The organism is Pantoea allii (genome assembly GCF_046529425.1).
Lineage (GTDB): Bacteria > Pseudomonadota > Gammaproteobacteria > Enterobacterales > Enterobacteriaceae > Pantoea > Pantoea allii.
The window spans coordinates 3303132-3320902 of record NZ_CP125958.1 but is presented as its reverse complement, the minus strand read 5'-3'; the positions used below and the strand labels follow the sequence as shown (position 1 = coordinate 3320902).

Here is a 17771-nt window from a genome sequence, read left to right as displayed (position 1 = left end):
GGCTCAGGTTAATTCACAGGTTTCTGTTGCAGGACATCACGATGACGCCTGAAATTGTGACTGAACGACTGATATTAAAACCGCTGACGTTGCGGGACGCTGACGCGATGCAAGCGACGTTTCCCCGATGGGAAATCGTCCGCTACCTGATCGATTCGGTTCCCTGGCCTTATCCGGACGGGGCCGCCAGAGACTATATCGCCAATGTGGCATTACCCGCCGTCGCCGCGGGAAAGGGCTGGTACTGGACGTTACGCCGCCGGGAAGAAGAACAGGTGATGATTGGGGCGATCTCCCTGATGGACACGCCGGACAACCATCGCGGCTTCTGGCTGGTACCGGAATGGCAGGGGCAGGGTTACATGACTGAGGCCAGCAATGCCGTTACTGATTTCTGGTTCAATGTGCTTCAAAAAACGGTACTGAGAACACCCAAAGCCGCGCCAAATCAACGTTCGGTCGCTATCTCGGTTAAAAGCGGTATGCGTTGTATCAGAACGGAAAAGCAACGCTATGTTTCAGGCGAACATGACTCCGAACTCTGGGAAATAACGCGGGATGAGTGGCGCAAATTCAGAGCGGCTCAGGCTGGCGAAACAGCCGCGAAAAAGTAACATTGTGCGGTGATCCGACAGCATCTTTAGCGATAAGGTTAAACCTGTCCGACCTCAACGGAATCTGCATCCTTCGGGCACAAAAAAACGGCTATGCCTTGTCAGCATAGCCGTTTTGTCGTTGATGGCCCGGTGCGATATTCGCCCAGGCGACAGGCTTATTTATCCAGCTGTGACGTAAAGTCGCGCTCGGTATAACCGGTATACAGCTGACGAGGACGGGCAATTTTCATGCCTTCGTCGTGCATCTCTTTCCAGTGGGCGATCCAGCCAACGGTACGAGCCATGGCAAAAATCACGGTAAACATGGAAGACGGAATGCCCATGGCTTTCAGGATAATACCGGAGTAGAAGTCCACGTTTGGATAGAGTTTACGCTCGATGAAGTACGGGTCGTTCAGCGCAATGTGTTCCAGCTCCAGCGCCACTTCCAGCAGGTCATCTTTCATGCCCAGCTCGTTCAGCACTTCATGACAGGTTTCACGCATGACGGTTGCGCGTGGGTCATAGTTTTTGTAAACGCGATGACCAAAGCCCATCAGGCGGAAGGAGTCGTTTTTGTCTTTTGCACGACGTACGAATTCTGGAATGTGCTCAACTGTGCTGATCTCTTCCAGCATGCGCAGACAGGCTTCGTTTGCGCCACCGTGCGCCGGTCCCCACAGGGAGGCGATACCTGCAGCGATACAGGCAAACGGGTTAGCGCCAGACGAACCGGCGGTACGCACGGTAGAGGTGGATGCGTTCTGCTCATGATCGGCATGCAGAATCAGAATGCGATCCATGGCGCGTTCAAGCACAGGGTTAACCTTGTATTCTTCGCAAGGTGTCGCAAACATCATGTGCAGGAAGTTACCCGCGTAAGAAAGGTCGTTACGTGGATAAACGAACGGCTGACCGATTGAATACTTGTAACACATCGCTGCCATGGTAGGCATTTTCGACAGCAGGCGGAACGCGGCGATTTCGCGATGGCGTTCAATGTTCACGTCCAGCGAGTCGTGATAAAACGCCGCCAGTGCGCCGGTCACGCCGCACATCACGGCCATTGGGTGCGAATCGCGGCGGAAGCCGTGGAACAGACGCGTAATCTGCTCATGAATCATGGTGTGGCGGGTAACGGTGACTTTAAAGTCTTCGAACTGTTCCTGCGACGGTGCTTCACCATTCAGCAGGATATAACACACTTCAAGGTAGTTTGAGTGGGTTGCCAACTGGTCAATTGGGAAGCCACGGTGAAGCAGGATACCTTCATCGCCATCGATAAAGGTAATTTTTGATTCGCAGGACGCTGTAGACGTGAAACCAGGATCGAAGGTAAACAGGCCGTTAGAACCCAGTTCGCGGACATCAACGACATCCTGGCCCAGCGTGCCTTGTAACACACTCAGTTCAATAGGCTTTTCGTCGGGTAGGGTTAGCGTCACTTTTTTATCTGTCATTTTCGTCTCCATAGCGCCTTGGGCAGGTAAGGATCTTTCGACACCTGAAACGCGTGCATGTTGCATTTAGGCAGTACTTCACGGTGTCACTCTGCATTATAAGCAGTGAAGGGTACAGAGTGAGAGGCGCGTTCCACAGGAAATGTAAAGCCGTGACATGTGCATATCGCGGTTGTTAAAGATCCGGTCAGGACATAACTTCTTTGTAACCAATAACCTGATGGTTTTAAAAACTGTTACTGGCAATGTTACATAACTTAAGCTTAGGAGAAAGTGTATCCCCATAACTTTTGTGCATCATAGGATTTTATCGGATTAGTTTGTAACTGAATTGTTGAACTATTGTCAAATCAGATAATTAAATTTGTATGAATTGTGAAAAACGTGAGAATGATCACTGTTCCACCCAAAATTCTCCAAAGAGTTTGTAGGGGAATTGTAATCAGAATGTGATCGTCCTATACTTCCGGCCAGGTCTCCGGAATACCCTGACACCAGGAGCCACCCAGCGTTTGTACCACGTCATTTAACACTGGATGTTGCTATTTTGGTGACGGATAAAGTCTGAACAGCGTTGCGGTTCAGGTCTTATGTCCGGAGGAAGCAAAATAAAAAAGAGCTGTGTGGGCAAAACCGTGAAAAAACAAAGACCTGTCAACTTGGATCTCTCGACGATCCGGTTTCCCGTTACTGCAATATCGTCCATTCTTCATCGCGTCTCCGGCGTCATCACTCTGGTTGCTCTCGGCATCCTGTTATGGCTTCTCGGTCTTTCTCTCTCTTCTCCTGAAGGTTTCCAGCACGCAGCGTCTATCATGAATGGCTTCTTTGCGAAGTTTATCATGTGGGGCATTTTAACTGCGCTGGCCTATCATGCAGTGGGCGGGATACGTCATATGTTAATGGATTTTGGTTATCTGGCCGAAACGCTGGAAGCGGGTAAGCTTTCTGCGCAGGTGACGTTTGGTATTACTGTCGTGCTTTCAATTTTAGCAGGAGTCCTCGTATGGTAAGCAATGCATCCGCGTTGGGTCGCAATGGCATTCAGGACTGGCTGTTGCTGCGCGCGTCGGCAATCCTCATTACGCTTTACATCATCTACATCCTTGGTTTCGTGGTGATGACAGACACGCTAACGTATGACATCTGGCGTGGCTTCTTCGCCTCTGCATTTACAAAAGTGTTCACGCTCCTGACGCTGTTTTCCATTCTGATCCACGGCTGGATTGGTATGTGGCAGGTGTTAACGGACTACGTTAAATCCGTGGCGGCGCGTCTGCTGTTACAGTTGGTTATCGTAGTGGCGCTGTTGTCATATGCTATTTATGGATTTGTTGTGGTGTGGGGTGTGTAAATGAGTTTACCAATCAGAGAATTTGATGCCGTGGTAATCGGCGCAGGCGGCGCAGGTATGCGCGCGGCACTGCAAATCTCCCAATCGGGCCAGACCTGTGCCCTGTTGTCTAAAGTCTTCCCGACCCGTTCTCATACGGTATCCGCGCAGGGCGGTATCACCGTTGCGCTGGGTAATACCCATGAAGATAACTGGGAATGGCATATGTACGATACCGTCAAAGGTTCCGACTATATCGGTGACCAGGACGCCATTGAATACATGTGTCACGTCGGCCCGGAAGCGATTCTGGAACTGGAGCATATGGGTCTGCCATTCTCCCGTCTTGATGACGGTCGCGTGTATCAGCGTCCGTTTGGTGGTCAGTCGAAAAACTTCGGCGGTGAGCAGGCGGCGCGAACTGCCGCAGCGGCCGACCGTACTGGCCACGCTCTGCTGCATACGCTGTATCAGCAGAACCTGAAAAATAAAACGACGATCTTTTCCGAATGGTATGCGCTGGATCTGGTGAAGAATGACGACGGTGCGATTGTAGGCTGTACGGCAATCTGCATGGAAACCGGCGAAACGGTCTACTTCAAAGCGAAAGCCACCATTCTGGCGACCGGCGGTGCAGGACGTATTTATCAGTCCACCACGAACGCCCACATCAATACCGGCGACGGTGTCGGCATGGCGCTGCGCGCTGGCGTGCCCGTGCAGGACATGGAAATGTGGCAGTTTCACCCGACCGGTATTGCCGGTGCAGGTGTACTGGTCACAGAAGGTTGTCGTGGTGAAGGCGGTTATCTGCTCAACAAACACGGTGAGCGTTTCATGGAGCGCTATGCCCCTAACGCCAAAGACCTCGCCGGTCGTGACGTTGTGGCGCGTTCGATGATGGTGGAAATCCGTGAAGGTCGCGGTTGTGAAGGTCCATGGGGCCCGCATATCAAGCTGAAACTTGATCACCTGGGCGCGGAAGTGCTGGAATCCCGTCTGCCAGGTATCCTTGAGCTGTCCCGTACCTTTGCTCACGTTGACCCAATTAAAGAGCCGATTCCGGTCATTCCAACCTGCCACTACATGATGGGCGGCGTGCCGACCAAAGTGACGGGCCAGGCGCTGCGCGTTAACGAGCAGGGCGAAGATGAAGTGATCCCGGGCCTGTTCGCCGTGGGCGAAATCGCCTGCGTATCAGTACACGGCGCCAACCGTCTGGGCGGTAACTCGCTGCTGGACCTGGTGGTATTTGGCCGTGCGGCTGGCGTGCATTTGCTTGAGTGTCTGGAAGAGCAGGGCGAACTGCGCGAAGCCAACCAGGAAAACATTGATGCTGCGATGGCGCGCTTCAATCGCTGGGAAAACAACACGACGGGTGAAGATCCGGTTGAAATCCGTAAAGCGTTGCAGCGCTGTATGCAGAACAACTTCTCGGTCTTCCGCGAAGGCGATGCGATGCGTGAAGGGCTTGCTGAGCTGAAAGAGATCCGTGAGCGTCTGAAGTCGGCCCGTCTGGATGACCGTTCACCTGACTTCAATACCCAACGTATTGAGTGCCTTGAGCTGGACAACCTGATGGAAACGGCTTACGCCACTGCTGTGGCGGCCAACTACCGCACCGAGAGCCGTGGCGCACACAGCCGTTTCGATTATCCGGAACGTGATGATGCAAACTGGCTGTGCCATAGCCTCTATGTTCCGCAAACGGAAAGCATGACGCGCCGTGAGGTGAACATGCAACCGAAACTGCGTGCGGCCTTCCCGCCTAAAGCGCGTACCTACTAATTGCGGAGATCATCATGAGACTTGAATTTTCGATCTATCGTTACAATCCGGATGTCGATGACAAACCGCGGATGCAGGACTATACCCTGGAAGCGGAAGACGGCCGTGACATGATGCTGCTGGATGCGTTGATCCGTCTGAAAGAGAAAGATCCTACGCTGGCGTTCCGTCGCTCATGCCGTGAAGGCGTGTGCGGTTCAGACGGTCTGAACATGAACGGTAAAAACGGCCTGGCCTGCATCACGCCGGTTTCGGCACTGGGCAACGGCAAGCAGAAAATCGTTATCCGTCCTCTGCCTGGCCTGCCTGTGGTGCGCGACCTGGTGGTGGACATGGGGCAGTTTTATGCCCAGTATGAGAAAATTAAGCCTTTCTTATTAAACGACGGTGAAAACCCGCCAGCGCGTGAGCATCTGCAGTCGCCGGGCGAGCGTGCACATCTGGATGGATTGTATGAGTGCATCCTCTGCGCCTGCTGCTCCACCTCTTGCCCGTCGTTCTGGTGGAACCCGGACAAGTTCATCGGTCCTGCAGGCCTGCTGGCCGCTTACCGTTTCCTGATTGACAGCCGCGACACCGAAACCGATGTGCGTCTGGATAATCTGAGTGATGCCTTCAGCGTTTTCCGCTGCCACAGCATCATGAACTGTGTAAGTGTTTGTCCTAAAGGGCTTAACCCAACGCGCGCTATCGGCCATATCAAGTCGATGCTGCTGCAACGCGGCGCCTAGTTGTACCACCGGGAACCTCAGGTTCCCGGTGTTTTACGGAAGCCTCTGTAAACGCGGTTCCGACCACGTTTACAAAGGTTCCCTTACGGGCCGGGCGCGCGCTGCGCACAGTGCTCGTATCGCTGAACTCACTACGGCTAACCGCGAAAGCGGCAACAAATGAAACCTCAAAAAAGCATAACATTGCTTAAGGGATCACAATGCAGAACAGCGCGATGAAGCCCTGGCTGGACTCCTCCTGGCTGGCCGGCGCGAATCAGTCTTACATAGAGCAACTCTATGAGGATTTCCTGACCGATCCTGACTCTGTGGATGCAGTGTGGCGCTCGATGTTCCAACAGTTACCAGGCACGGGAGTGAAACCTGAGCAGTTCCACTCCGCGACTCGCGAATATTTCCGTCGCCTGGCGAAAGACGCATCTCGTTACACCTCCTCAGTCACCGATCCGGCAACCAACTCCAAACAAGTGAAAGTGCTGCAACTGATAAACGCGTTTCGTTTTCGCGGACATCAGGAAGCCAATCTCGATCCGCTTGGCCTGTGGAAACAGGACCGTGTTGCCGATCTCGATCCCGCCTTTCACGATCTGACCGACGCCGATTTTCAGGAAAGCTTTAACGTAGGTTCTTTTGCCATTGGCAAAGAAACCATGAAGCTGGCCGATCTGTTCGACGCGCTGAAGCAGACTTACTGTGGCTCTATTGGTGCAGAATACATGCACATCAATAACACCGAAGAGAAACGCTGGATTCAACAGCGTATTGAATCCGGTGCAAGCCAGACCTCATTCAGTGGTGAAGAGAAAAAAGGTTTCCTGAAAGAGCTGACCGCGGCAGAAGGCCTTGAAAAATATCTGGGCGCGAAATTCCCGGGTGCGAAACGCTTCTCGCTGGAAGGCGGTGATGCGCTGGTGCCGATGCTGCGCGAAATGATTCGTCATGCGGGCAAAAACGGCACACGTGAAGTGGTACTGGGGATGGCGCACCGCGGCCGTCTTAACGTACTGATTAACGTACTGGGTAAAAAGCCACAGGATCTGTTTGACGAATTCTCTGGCAAGCACAAAGAGCATCTGGGCACTGGTGATGTGAAATATCACATGGGCTTCTCTTCGGATATTGAAACCGAAGGCGGCCTGGTGCATCTGGCGCTGGCGTTTAACCCGTCTCACCTGGAAATTGTCAGCCCGGTGGTCATGGGATCGGTGCGTGCTCGTCTGGATCGTCTGGCTGAGCCGGTCAGTAATAAAGTGCTGCCTATCACCATTCACGGTGATGCTGCGGTTATTGGCCAGGGCGTCGTTCAGGAAACGCTGAACATGTCTCAGGCGCGCGGCTATGAAGTCGGCGGTACGGTTCGCATCGTCATTAACAACCAGGTTGGTTTTACCACCTCCAACCCGAAAGACGCGCGTTCAACCCCGTACTGTACTGACATCGGCAAAATGGTGCTGGCCCCGATTTTCCACGTCAATGCTGACGACCCGGAAGCAGTGGCTTTTGTAACACGTCTGGCGCTGGACTATCGCAATACCTTTAAACGCGATGTGTTTATCGATCTGGTGTGCTATCGCCGTCATGGTCACAACGAAGCGGATGAGCCAAGTGCAACGCAGCCGTTGATGTACCAGAAAATCAAAAAGCATCCGACGCCGCGTAAAATCTACGCCGATCGTCTGGAAGGTGAAGGTGTTGCCTCTCAGGAAGATGCCACTGAAATGGTGAATCTGTACCGCGATGCGCTCGATGCGGGCGAATGCGTGGTGCCTGAATGGCGTCCAATGAGCCTGCATTCGTTCACGTGGTCGCCTTACCTGAACCACGAGTGGGATGAGCCTTACCCGGCACAGGTTGACATGAAACGCCTGAAGGAACTGGCATTACGCATCAGCCAGGTCCCTGAACAGATTGAAGTACAGGCACGCGTTGCCAAGATTTACAACGATCGTAAGCTGATGGCCGAAGGCGAGAAAGCGTTCGACTGGGGCGGTGCAGAAAATCTGGCCTACGCAACCCTGGTTGATGAAGGGATTCCGGTTCGCCTCTCGGGTGAAGACTCCGGTCGCGGTACCTTCTTCCATCGCCATGCAGTTGTTCACAACCAGGCGAACGGCTCAACCTATACGCCGCTGCATCATATTCATAACAGTCAGGGCGAGTTCAAAGTGTGGGACTCGGTCCTGTCTGAAGAAGCGGTGCTGGCGTTTGAATATGGCTATGCCACTGCAGAGCCACGCGTGCTGACCATCTGGGAAGCGCAGTTTGGTGACTTTGCTAACGGTGCTCAGGTTGTTATTGACCAGTTCATCAGCTCTGGCGAACAGAAGTGGGGCCGTATGTGTGGCCTGGTGATGTTACTGCCGCATGGCTACGAAGGTCAGGGCCCGGAGCACTCCTCTGCACGTCTGGAACGCTATCTGCAACTCTGCGCCGAGCAGAACATGCAGGTTTGTGTCCCTTCAACACCGGCTCAGGTGTATCACATGCTGCGTCGTCAGGCGCTGCGTGGTATGCGTCGTCCGCTGGTGGTGATGTCGCCGAAGTCGCTGTTACGTCACCCGCTGGCTATCTCTTCTCTGGAAGAACTGGCGAATGGCAGTTTCCAGCCTGCGATTGGCGAAGTCGACGATCTGGACCCGCAAGGCGTTAAGCGCGTCGTGATGTGTTCCGGTAAGGTTTACTACGATCTGCTGGAACAGCGTCGTAAAGACGAGAAAAACGATGTTGCCATCGTGCGCATCGAACAGCTTTACCCGTTCCCGCATCAGGCGGTACAGGAAGCATTAAAAGCTTATTCTCACGTACAGGATTTTGTCTGGTGCCAGGAAGAGCCGCTGAACCAGGGCGCCTGGTACTGTAGCCAGCATCATTTCCGTGATGTCGTGCCGTTCGGTGCCACGCTGCGCTATGCAGGTCGCCCGGCATCGGCTTCACCGGCCGTGGGTTATATGTCCGTACACCAACAACAGCAGCAAGACCTGGTTAATGACGCTCTGAACGTCAATTAATTAAAAGGAAAGATAATGAGTAGCGTAGATATTCTCGTTCCCGACCTGCCTGAATCGGTTGCAGATGCCACAGTAGCAACCTGGCACAAGAAACCAGGCGATGCAGTAAGTCGCGATGAAGTCATCGTCGAAATTGAAACTGACAAAGTCGTGCTGGAAGTGCCAGCTTCTGCCGATGGCGTGCTGGAAGCGGTGCTGGAAGACGAAGGGGCAACGGTTACCTCCCGTCAGATCCTGGGTCGCCTGAAAGAAGGCAACAGTGCTGGCAAAGAAAGCAGTGCCAAAGCGGAAAGCAATGAATCGACGCCATCTCAGCGTCAGACGGCTTCTCTGGAAGAAGAGAGCAGTGACGCACTGAGCCCGGCTATCCGCCGCCTGATTGCCGAGCATAATCTTGATGCTTCGCAGATCAAAGGCACCGGCGTGGGTGGACGTTTAACCCGTGAAGATGTTGAAAAGCATCTGGCGAACAAACCGCAGGCAGATAAAGCCGCAGCGCCCGCGGCGGCACCTGCTGCTCAGCAGCCAGTGGCTAACCGCAGCGAAAAACGTGTACCGATGACGCGTCTGCGTAAGCGTGTTGCGGAGCGTCTGCTGGAAGCCAAGAACAGCACCGCCATGTTGACGACCTTCAACGAAATCAACATGAAGCCCATTATGGACCTGCGTAAGCAGTACGGCGATGCGTTCGAGAAGCGTCACGGTGTGCGTCTGGGCTTTATGTCGTTCTACATCAAGGCCGTCGTGGAAGCGCTGAAGCGTTACCCTGAAGTCAACGCCTCTATCGATGGCGAAGATGTGGTTTACCACAACTACTTCGATGTGAGCATTGCCGTTTCTACGCCACGTGGCCTGGTGACACCGGTACTGCGTGATGTTGATGCGTTAAGCATGGCTGACATCGAGAAGAAAATTAAAGAACTGGCTCTTAAAGGCCGTGACGGCAAGCTGACGGTTGAGGATCTGACTGGCGGTAACTTTACCATCACCAACGGTGGTGTGTTTGGTTCACTGATGTCTACGCCAATCATCAACCCGCCACAGAGCGCGATTCTGGGCATGCACGCGATCAAAGATCGTCCAATGGCGGTCAATGGTCAGGTTGTGATCCTGCCAATGATGTACCTGGCTCTCTCCTACGATCACCGTTTAATCGATGGCCGTGAATCTGTCGGCTATCTGGTCGCAGTGAAAGAGATGCTGGAAGATCCGGCGCGTCTGCTGCTGGATGTCTGATTCATCACTGGGCACGCGTTGCGTGCCCAACCTCAATACTCTTTTCAGATCTGAATGGATAGAACATCATGAACTTACACGAATACCAGGCTAAACAGCTGTTTGCACGGTATGGCATGCCAGCACCGACCGGCTACGCCTGTACTACACCACGTGAAGCAGAAGAAGCAGCATCGAAAATCGGTGCAGGCCCGTGGGTAGTTAAATGTCAGGTTCATGCCGGTGGCCGCGGTAAAGCGGGCGGTGTGAAGGTGGTTAACAGTAAAGAAGACATCCGTGCTTTCGCCGAAAACTGGCTGGGCAAACGTCTGGTAACTTACCAAACTGACGCCAATGGTCAGCCGGTAAACCAGATTCTGGTTGAAGCCGCGACCGATATCGATCAGGAGCTGTACCTGGGCGCCGTGGTTGACCGTGCGACGCGTCGTGTCATCTTTATGGCCTCGACCGAAGGCGGCGTGGAAATCGAGAAAGTGGCAGAAGAAACGCCACACCTGATCCACAAAATGGCGCTTGATCCACTGGCCGGTCCACAGCCTTATCAGGGCCGTGAGTTAGCCTTTAAACTGGGCCTGACCGGTAAGCAAGTCAGCCAGTTCACTAAAATTTTCATGGGTCTGGCCACCATGTTCCTGGAGCGTGACCTGGCGATGGTTGAGATCAACCCGCTGGTGATCACCAAGCAGGGCGACCTGATCTGTCTGGATGGCAAACTGGGTGCCGATGGCAATGCCCTGTTCCGTCAGCCAGAGCTGCGTGAAATGCGCGATCCAAGCCAGGAAGATCCTCGTGAAGCGCACGCGACACAGTGGGAACTGAACTATGTTGCGCTGGAAGGCAACATCGGTTGTATGGTTAACGGCGCAGGCCTGGCTATGGGTACCATGGACATCGTTAAGCACCACGGTGGCCAGCCAGCGAACTTCCTGGATGTGGGCGGCGGCGCGACCAAAGAACGCGTAACCGAAGCCTTTAAAATCATCCTGTCTGACGACGCCGTGAAAGCGGTATTCGTTAACATCTTCGGCGGCATCGTACGTTGCGACCTGATCGCAGACGGCATCATCGGTGCAGTAGCAGAAGTGGGTGTTAACGTACCGGTCGTGGTACGTCTGGAAGGTAACAACGCTGAACTGGGCGCTAAGAAACTGGCGGACAGTGGTCTGAACATCATTGCAGCAACCAGTCTGACAGACGCGGCACAGCGTGTTGTTGCTGCTGCGGAGGGTAAATAATGTCCATTTTGATCGACAAAAACACCAAAGTCATTTGCCAGGGATTCACCGGCGGACAAGGGACTTTCCACTCTGAGCAGGCGCTGGCATACGGCACGCAACTGGTTGGCGGCGTTACGCCAGGTAAAGGCGGCACCACACATCTGGGCCTGCCAGTCTTTAACACCGTACGTGAAGCGGTGGAAGCGACCGGCGCAACGGCAACTGTCATCTATGTTCCGGCACCGTTCTGCAAAGACGGTATCCTGGAAGCCATCGATGCCGGTATCAAGCTGATCATCACCATCACCGAAGGCATCCCGACGCTGGACATGCTGACCGTGAAGATGAAGCTGGATGAAGCGGGCGTACGCATGATCGGTCCAAACTGCCCAGGTGTGATCACCCCAGGCGAATGTAAGATCGGTATCATGCCGGGCCACATTCATCAGCCGGGCCGTGTTGGTATCGTATCGCGTTCAGGCACCCTGACCTATGAAGCCGTTAAGCAGACCACCGATATCGGTTACGGTCAGTCAACCTGCGTTGGTATTGGCGGTGACCCGATCCCAGGTTCTAACTTCATCGACATCCTGAAAATGTTCCAGGACGATCCACAGACGGAAGTGATCGTCATGATCGGTGAAATCGGTGGTAGCGCTGAAGAAGAAGCCGCTGCTTTTATTAAAGAGCTCGTGACTAAACCGGTTGTCGGCTACATTGCCGGCGTAACGGCCCCGAAAGGCAAACGTATGGGCCACGCTGGCGCCATCATTGCCGGTGGTAAAGGTACAGCAGACGAGAAGTTTGCTGCGCTGGAAGCGGCAGGCGTGAAAACCGTACGCAGTCTGGCTGATATCGGCGATGCCGTTAAAGCCGTCCTGCCAGCTAAATAACAAGCCTGAGCATTATCACAGAGCCACCTTCGGGTGGCTTTTTTACGTTTTTGCATTGAATAATCCACGGCACCGCGTGGTTAATTTTAGTACCGACCATAAATAACATAAAATAATCTTAAGTATTCCTGTGGTGTTTGCTATTATTCATTTAGCTCAGGATTTCCTCCTGGCCGCAAAAAAAGTTATTCAATAAGATATAAAGTTAAATATTTATAGAAAAGCAAATTACCCGATGACAGTTTTTTAACAAAGTCTTCGTGAGAACATATTTCCCATCTCTTTTCATTATTCCAAATCAATTTTCTGTCATTTATAACAAACTTTACTGCTAGCAAAGGATGCGGTTAAGCGCTTAAATTGCGCTGCATCAATCCAGCCTTTTAAAAAAATATTCATACGTTTGTTCAAATACGGGAAAGCATCAATTTTTCATTTATTACCCGCCAAACGTTTGAGCCACGCTGCTGCATTGGTGTTTCACAGGTTTCTGTTAACCGTTACGCCCTCATCCCAGGCCGCACACAGATCTGTCCTGTCGATGACAAAACTGGAATCAATAATCAGTCGTTCCTGACTCTTATTCAGTCTGTACGGATACAGAGTTAAGGTGAGGAGCAAGGAGTCATTATGCTAGATATTGTCGAGCTGTCGCGTTTACAGTTTGCCTTAACGGCGATGTACCATTTCCTTTTCGTCCCATTAACGCTCGGTATGGCGTTTTTGCTGGCAATAATGGAAACGGTCTATGTGCTGAGCGGTAAACAAATTTATAAGGATATGACGAAATTCTGGGGCAAGTTATTTGGTATTAACTTTGCGCTGGGCGTGGCAACCGGGCTGACGATGGAGTTTCAGTTCGGCACCAACTGGTCTTACTATTCTCATTATGTCGGCGATATTTTTGGTGCGCCGCTGGCCATTGAAGGTTTAATGGCATTCTTTCTTGAGTCTACCTTTGTTGGCCTGTTCTTTTTCGGTTGGGATCGTCTGGGTAAAGTTCAGCACCTGGCTGTCACCTGGCTGGTGGCGCTGGGCTCCAACATGTCTGCACTGTGGATTCTGGTGGCAAACGGCTGGATGCAGAACCCCATCGCCTCTGAGTTTAATTTTGAAACCATGCGCATGGAGATGCTGAGCTTCTCGGAGCTGGTGTTAAATCCGGTTGCCCAGGTGAAATTTGTTCACACCGTCGCGTCGGGTTACACCACAGGTGCCATGTTTATTTTGGGCATCAGCGCATGGTATTTACTGAAAGGGCGAGATCTGGCTTTTGCTAAACGCTCTTTTGCCATCGCCGCCAGTTTTGGTATGGCAGCCATACTGTCCGTCATCGTGCTGGGTGATGAGTCAGGTTACGAGATGGGGGATGTTCAGAAAACCAAGCTGGCTGCCATTGAAGCCGAATGGGACACCCAGCCCGCACCGGCCGCGTTTACCCTGTTCGGTTTGCCCGATCAGGCATCGCAGCAGAATCATTACGCCATCCAGATTCCCTATCTGTTGGGGCTGATTGCTACCCGCTCAACGGATACGCCCGTAACCGGTCTGAAAGAACTGATGGCCCAACATGAAGTGCGCATTCGAAACGGCATGAAAGCCTATGCACTGCTAAACGCGCTGCGCAGCGGCAATACCGACCCGGCCGTGCGTGAGGCGTTTAATCACAGTAAAAAAGATCTGGGTTATGGCCTGCTGTTGAAGCGCTATACGCCAAACGTCTCTGATGCCAGCGAGGCGCAAATCAAACAGGCAACGCAGGATTCCATTCCGCGCGTGGCACCGCTGTATTTTGCTTTCCGTATCATGGTGCTCTGTGGGGTGCTGTTGCTCGGCGTTATCGCGCTGTCGTTCTGGAGCGTCATTCGTAATCGCATCGGCAAAAATCGCTGGTTACTTAAAGCCGCGCTGTATGGCATTCCGCTGCCGTGGATTGCGGTTGAGGCAGGGTGGTTTGTCGCAGAATATGGCCGTCAACCCTGGGCGATAGGTGAGGTGCTGCCTACGGCCGTGGCGAATTCGTCGCTCACCGTTGGGGATATTCTGTTCTCAATGGGGCTGATTTGCGGCCTCTATACGCTGTTCCTGGTGGCCGAGATGTATCTGATGTTTAAATTTGCCCGCCTGGGGCCAAGCAGCCTGAAAACGGGTCGTTATCACCATGAGCAGATGGCGAAAAATGTTCAGCCGGTACGTGGATAAGGAGAACCGCCATGTTTGATTATGAAGTTCTGCGCTTTGTCTGGTGGCTGCTGATCGGCATTTTGCTGGTAGGCTTTGCCGTCACTGATGGCTTCGATATGGGCGTCGGCATGTTAACGCGTCTGTTAGGCCGAACCGATACCGAGCGTCGGGTAATGATTAATACTATTGCGCCGCACTGGGACGGCAACCAGGTCTGGTTAATTACCGCAGGTGGTGCGCTGTTTGCTGCCTGGCCGATGGTTTATGCCGCCGCGTTTTCAGGGTTTTATGTGGCGATGATCCTGGTGCTGGCTTCGCTGTTTTTCCGTCCGGTAGGCTTTGATTACCGCTCAAAGATTGAAGACAAGCGCTGGCGCGGGGCCTGGGACTGGGGCATTTTTATCGGCAGCTTCGTACCGCCTTTGGTGATTGGCGTGGCTTTTGGCAACCTGTTGCAGGGCGTGCCGTTTCACGCCGATGAGTATATGCGCCTTTACTACACCGGAAACTTCTTCCAGTTGCTGAACCCGTTTGGCCTGCTGGCCGGTGTGGTAAGCGTGGCGATGATACTGGCGCAGGGGGCAACCTATCTGCAAATGCGGACAACCGGCGAACTCTATCTGCGTTCACGTACCACCGCACAGATCGCCACACTGGTAATGATGGTGTGTTTTGCGCTGGCTGGTTTGTGGGTGAAGTACGGTATTGCGGGTTATGTGGTGACCAGCACGCTTGATCACTATGCCGCTTCTAATCCGCTGGGCAAAACCGTGGTGCGTGAAGCCGGTGCCTGGATGGTGAATTTCCAGCAGCATCCTGTGTTGTGGCTGTTCCCACTGCTGGGCGTTGTGCTGCCCCTGCTGACGGTGCTGTGCTCACGGATGAACAAAAGCGCATGGGCGTTTGTGTTCTCTTCACTGACGCTTGCCTGCGTCATCATGACGGCCGGTATTGCCATGTTTCCGTTCATTATGCCTTCCAGCACGGTACCGGGCACCAGTCTGACTATGTGGGATGCGACATCCAGTTTGCTGACGCTGAAAACCATGACCTTTGCCGCGATAATTTTTGTGCCCATCATCCTGCTTTACACCAGTTGGTGTTACTGGAAGATGTTTGGCCGCATCACCAAAGAGCATGTTGAAAGCAACAGCAACTCACTGTACTGATTAAGGAGTCAACACATGTGGTATTTTGCCTGGATTCTTGGCACCTTGCTGGCGTGCGCCTTTGGTATCATCACGGCGCTGGCCATAGAGCATATTGAAGACGGCGCGACGTCGGATCGGCAACCCTGATGGGCCGGTTGATTCAGACGGCGTATCGTCTGATGGATAAGGGTCCGTTCCGGGCCCTTTCACTGATTCTGGCACTCTGGCTGGCGGGATGCCTGTTATGGAATCCCGCACGTTTTGCCAGTGGCTCGGGCGGCATTCTGCTGTGGCAGGGGATGTTGCTTATCTGGGCGGTGTGCACGGGCATTATTCACGGCTCCGGGTTTCAGCCGCGCCGATTGCGCTGGCGCGCTTTTTTTACCCCTTTACCTGCCCTGGTGGTACTCTTGTGGGGGGTGAGCCGGTTTTATCTCTGACTGCCTGGCAGCATAACGCGCTGAAACGTGAGTTTACTTCAGCGTCTGGTCAAGAAGCCTCCATTAAAGCCTTCCGGTTGTAACCAACTGATAATTATTTTCTCCTGGCCCTGGCAGCCCATTCCCAACCCCAATTGTCTTGCGTATAGTAGCAACGTTTAAAACGAGGCCGGGATGTAGAGTGAGTACAACGCTGTTTCGCTGGCCGGTTCGGGTCTACTATGAAGATACCGATGCCGGTGGTGTGGTTTATCACGCCAGCTATATCGCTTTTTATGAACGAGCACGTACCGAAATGTTGCGTCAGCATCATTTCAATCAGCAGACGCTGTTAGAACAGCAGATTGCTTTTGTGGTACGGCGCATAACGGTGGACTATCTTTCGGCGGCGCGTCTTGACGATCTTCTGGAAATTCAGAGCGAAGTGACATCAATGACCCGGGCGACGATGACATTCACCCAGCGTATCGTGAATGCAGAAGGCAAAGTGCTCAATGAGGCAGAGGTCCTGATTGCCTGCATCAACCCACACCTAATGAAGCCGATTGCGCTTCCCAAGTCTATTGTCGCGGAGTTCAAGCAGTGACTGACATGAACGTTCTTGATTTGTTCCTGAAGGCGAGCCTTCTGGTCAAACTTATCATGTTGATTTTGATCGGCTTTTCGATTGCTTCATGGGCAATCATCATCCAGCGCACGCGTATTCTGAATGCGGCGGGAAGGGAAGCTGACGCCTTTGAAGACAAATTCTGGTCCGGCGTTGAGCTTTCTCGCCTTTATCAGGAAAGCCAGGCGCGTCGCGAAGAGCTGTCAGGCTCAGAGCAAATTTTTTACGCCGGTTTCAAAGAATTTGCGCGTCTGCATCGAGTCAACAACCATGCACCTGAAGCCGCAGTGGAAGGGGCGAGCAGGGCAATGCGCATTTCCATGAATCGTGAGCTGGAAGCGCTGGAAAACCATATTCCTTTCCTTGGCACCGTCGGTTCCATCAGCCCGTATATCGGTCTGTTTGGTACGGTGTGGGGGATCATGCATGCCTTTATTGCCCTCGGAGCAGTAAAACAGGCAACGTTGCAGATGGTTGCGCCAGGTATCGCAGAAGCCTTGATCGCTACTGCCATCGGTTTGTTCGCGGCGATTCCAGCGGTAATGGCGTATAACCGACTGAACCAGCGCGTGAATAAACTGGAACAGGGCTATGACAACTTCATGGAAGAGTTCACGGCTATCCTGCATCGTCAGGCCTTTTCCAGCGACAGCGCTAAGTAAACAGAGGTAAATGATGGCCCGAGTGCGTGGTCGCGGTCGCCGCGAGCTAAAGTCGGAAATCAACATTGTTCCGCTGCTGGACGTTCTGCTGGTGTTGTTGCTGATCTTTATGGCGACAGCCCCAATCATAACCCAAAGCGTGGAAGTGGATTTGCCGGATGCGACGGATTCTAAAACGGTTTCCAGCGATGATAATCCTCCCGTGATTGTAGAAGTGTCGGGTGTCGGCCAATACAGCATGGTAGTGGATCACGATCGTTTATCGCAGCTACCACCGGAACAGGTGATTAGTGAAGCGCAACGTCGTCTGGAAGCGAATCCGAAAACTGTCTTTCTGATCGGCGGTGCGAAAGAGGTGCCTTATGATGAAATCATTAAGGCGCTGAACCTGTTGCATCAGGCTGGGGTTAAATCTGTCGGTTTGATGACGCAGCCGATTTAAAGTCGAACCGTTTTTGGGAACCG

At 53.0% G+C, this 17771-nt stretch carries 17 protein-coding genes; 16 read left to right on the top strand and 1 reads right to left on the bottom strand.

The window, feature by feature from the left end; translation table 11 throughout:
* Nucleotides 1-41: 41 nt before the first annotated feature.
* Complete coding sequence (locus QNH99_RS15710; RefSeq protein ID WP_410516902.1) at nucleotides 42-614, top strand: GNAT family N-acetyltransferase; 573 nt, start codon at nucleotides 42-44, stop codon at nucleotides 612-614.
* A gap of 158 nt (nucleotides 615-772) precedes the next feature.
* On the opposite strand, the gene QNH99_RS15705 is transcribed toward QNH99_RS15710, so the two are convergent.
* Nucleotides 773-2056 (bottom strand): citrate synthase, encoded by a 1284-nt coding sequence (locus QNH99_RS15705; RefSeq protein WP_063878786.1) that lies wholly within the window; start codon nucleotides 2054-2056, stop codon nucleotides 773-775.
* Nucleotides 2057-2646: 590 nt separating this feature from the next.
* Between QNH99_RS15705 and sdhC the strand changes: the two genes are divergently transcribed.
* The 15 genes from sdhC (at nucleotide 2647) to tolR (ending at nucleotide 17748) form a co-directional block, all read left to right on the top strand.
* Nucleotides 2647-3069 carry a succinate dehydrogenase cytochrome b556 subunit gene (gene sdhC, locus QNH99_RS15700; RefSeq protein ID WP_162287606.1) on the top strand — a complete coding sequence of 141 codons (423 nt, stop codon included), beginning with the start codon at nucleotides 2647-2649 and terminating at the stop codon, nucleotides 3067-3069.
* Nucleotides 3063-3410, top strand: a complete 348-nt coding sequence (gene sdhD, locus QNH99_RS15695; RefSeq protein WP_063878787.1) for a succinate dehydrogenase membrane anchor subunit — start codon at nucleotides 3063-3065, stop codon at nucleotides 3408-3410. Before sdhC ends, sdhD begins: the two co-directional genes overlap by 7 nt.
* Complete coding sequence (gene sdhA / locus QNH99_RS15690) at nucleotides 3411-5177, top strand: succinate dehydrogenase flavoprotein subunit (RefSeq protein ID WP_063878788.1); 1767 nt, start codon at nucleotides 3411-3413, stop codon at nucleotides 5175-5177.
* A gap of 14 nt (nucleotides 5178-5191) precedes the next feature.
* Nucleotides 5192-5908 (top strand): succinate dehydrogenase iron-sulfur subunit, encoded by a 717-nt coding sequence (locus tag QNH99_RS15685; RefSeq protein ID WP_410516901.1) that lies wholly within the window; start codon nucleotides 5192-5194, stop codon nucleotides 5906-5908.
* A 200-nt stretch (nucleotides 5909-6108) separates the two neighbouring features.
* Nucleotides 6109-8916: a 2-oxoglutarate dehydrogenase E1 component gene (gene sucA, locus QNH99_RS15680; RefSeq protein WP_063878790.1), complete on the top strand. Its 2808-nt coding sequence runs from the start codon at nucleotides 6109-6111 to the stop codon at nucleotides 8914-8916.
* Nucleotides 8917-8931: 15 nt separating this feature from the next.
* Nucleotides 8932-10152 carry a 2-oxoglutarate dehydrogenase complex dihydrolipoyllysine-residue succinyltransferase gene (gene odhB / locus QNH99_RS15675; RefSeq protein ID WP_109717171.1) on the top strand — a complete coding sequence of 407 codons (1221 nt, stop codon included), beginning with the start codon at nucleotides 8932-8934 and terminating at the stop codon, nucleotides 10150-10152.
* 68 nt (nucleotides 10153-10220) lie between these two features.
* Nucleotides 10221-11387 (top strand): ADP-forming succinate--CoA ligase subunit beta, encoded by a 1167-nt coding sequence (sucC, locus tag QNH99_RS15670; RefSeq protein ID WP_013025065.1) that lies wholly within the window; start codon nucleotides 10221-10223, stop codon nucleotides 11385-11387.
* A complete protein-coding gene (sucD, locus tag QNH99_RS15665; protein WP_410516900.1) occupies nucleotides 11387-12262 on the top strand; it encodes a succinate--CoA ligase subunit alpha in 876 nt (291 codons plus the stop codon). Before sucC ends, sucD begins: the two co-directional genes overlap by 1 nt.
* Nucleotides 12263-12892: 630 nt before the next feature.
* A complete protein-coding gene (gene cydA / locus QNH99_RS15660) occupies nucleotides 12893-14464 on the top strand; it encodes a cytochrome ubiquinol oxidase subunit I (protein WP_063878792.1) in 1572 nt (523 codons plus the stop codon).
* 11 nt (nucleotides 14465-14475) lie between these two features.
* Nucleotides 14476-15615 (top strand): cytochrome d ubiquinol oxidase subunit II, encoded by a 1140-nt coding sequence (gene cydB / locus QNH99_RS15655; RefSeq protein WP_063878793.1) that lies wholly within the window; start codon nucleotides 14476-14478, stop codon nucleotides 15613-15615.
* 15 nt (nucleotides 15616-15630) lie between these two features.
* Nucleotides 15631-15744, top strand: a complete 114-nt coding sequence (gene cydX, locus QNH99_RS15650; RefSeq protein WP_063878794.1) for a cytochrome bd-I oxidase subunit CydX — start codon at nucleotides 15631-15633, stop codon at nucleotides 15742-15744.
* Nucleotides 15744-16037 (top strand): cyd operon protein YbgE, encoded by a 294-nt coding sequence (ybgE, locus tag QNH99_RS15645; protein WP_410516899.1) that lies wholly within the window; start codon nucleotides 15744-15746, stop codon nucleotides 16035-16037. Before cydX ends, ybgE begins: the two co-directional genes overlap by 1 nt.
* A 181-nt stretch (nucleotides 16038-16218) precedes the next feature.
* On the top strand, nucleotides 16219-16623 hold the full coding sequence (ybgC, locus tag QNH99_RS15640; protein WP_063878796.1) for a tol-pal system-associated acyl-CoA thioesterase: 405 nt from the start codon (nucleotides 16219-16221) through the stop codon (nucleotides 16621-16623).
* The gene (gene tolQ, locus QNH99_RS15635; protein ID WP_063878797.1) at nucleotides 16620-17306 is read left to right on the top strand and encodes a Tol-Pal system protein TolQ; all 687 of its coding nucleotides are present in this window, start codon (nucleotides 16620-16622) and stop codon (nucleotides 17304-17306) included. Before ybgC ends, tolQ begins: the two co-directional genes overlap by 4 nt.
* A 13-nt stretch (nucleotides 17307-17319) precedes the next feature.
* Entirely contained in the window at nucleotides 17320-17748 is a 429-nt protein-coding gene (gene tolR / locus QNH99_RS15630; protein ID WP_014606291.1) for a colicin uptake protein TolR, read from the top strand.
* The last annotated feature ends 23 nt before the right edge of the window (nucleotides 17749-17771 follow it).

Bases quoted from the DNA above. Each gene is read 5' to 3' on its own strand.
- sdhC (WP_162287606.1), top strand. From the start codon at position 2,647: ATGTCCGGAGGAAGCAAAATAAAAAAGAGCTGTGTGGGCAAAACCGTG.
- ybgE (WP_410516899.1), top strand. From the start codon at position 15,744: ATGGGCCGGTTGATTCAGACGGCGTATCGTCTGATGGATAAGGGTCCG.
- sdhA (WP_063878788.1), top strand. From the start codon at position 3,411: ATGAGTTTACCAATCAGAGAATTTGATGCCGTGGTAATCGGCGCAGGC.
- QNH99_RS15685 (WP_410516901.1), top strand. From the start codon at position 5,192: ATGAGACTTGAATTTTCGATCTATCGTTACAATCCGGATGTCGATGAC.
- odhB (WP_109717171.1), top strand. From the start codon at position 8,932: ATGAGTAGCGTAGATATTCTCGTTCCCGACCTGCCTGAATCGGTTGCA.
- sucD (WP_410516900.1), top strand. From the start codon at position 11,387: ATGTCCATTTTGATCGACAAAAACACCAAAGTCATTTGCCAGGGATTC.
- cydA (WP_063878792.1), top strand. From the start codon at position 12,893: ATGCTAGATATTGTCGAGCTGTCGCGTTTACAGTTTGCCTTAACGGCG.
- cydB (WP_063878793.1), top strand. From the start codon at position 14,476: ATGTTTGATTATGAAGTTCTGCGCTTTGTCTGGTGGCTGCTGATCGGC.
- sucC (WP_013025065.1), top strand. From the start codon at position 10,221: ATGAACTTACACGAATACCAGGCTAAACAGCTGTTTGCACGGTATGGC.
- sucA (WP_063878790.1), top strand. From the start codon at position 6,109: ATGCAGAACAGCGCGATGAAGCCCTGGCTGGACTCCTCCTGGCTGGCC.
- sdhD (WP_063878787.1), top strand. From the start codon at position 3,063: ATGGTAAGCAATGCATCCGCGTTGGGTCGCAATGGCATTCAGGACTGG.
- QNH99_RS15705 (WP_063878786.1), bottom strand. From the start codon at position 2,056: ATGACAGATAAAAAAGTGACGCTAACCCTACCCGACGAAAAGCCTATT.
- tolR (WP_014606291.1), top strand. From the start codon at position 17,320: ATGGCCCGAGTGCGTGGTCGCGGTCGCCGCGAGCTAAAGTCGGAAATC.
- QNH99_RS15710 (WP_410516902.1), top strand. From the start codon at position 42: ATGACGCCTGAAATTGTGACTGAACGACTGATATTAAAACCGCTGACG.
- cydX (WP_063878794.1), top strand. From the start codon at position 15,631: ATGTGGTATTTTGCCTGGATTCTTGGCACCTTGCTGGCGTGCGCCTTT.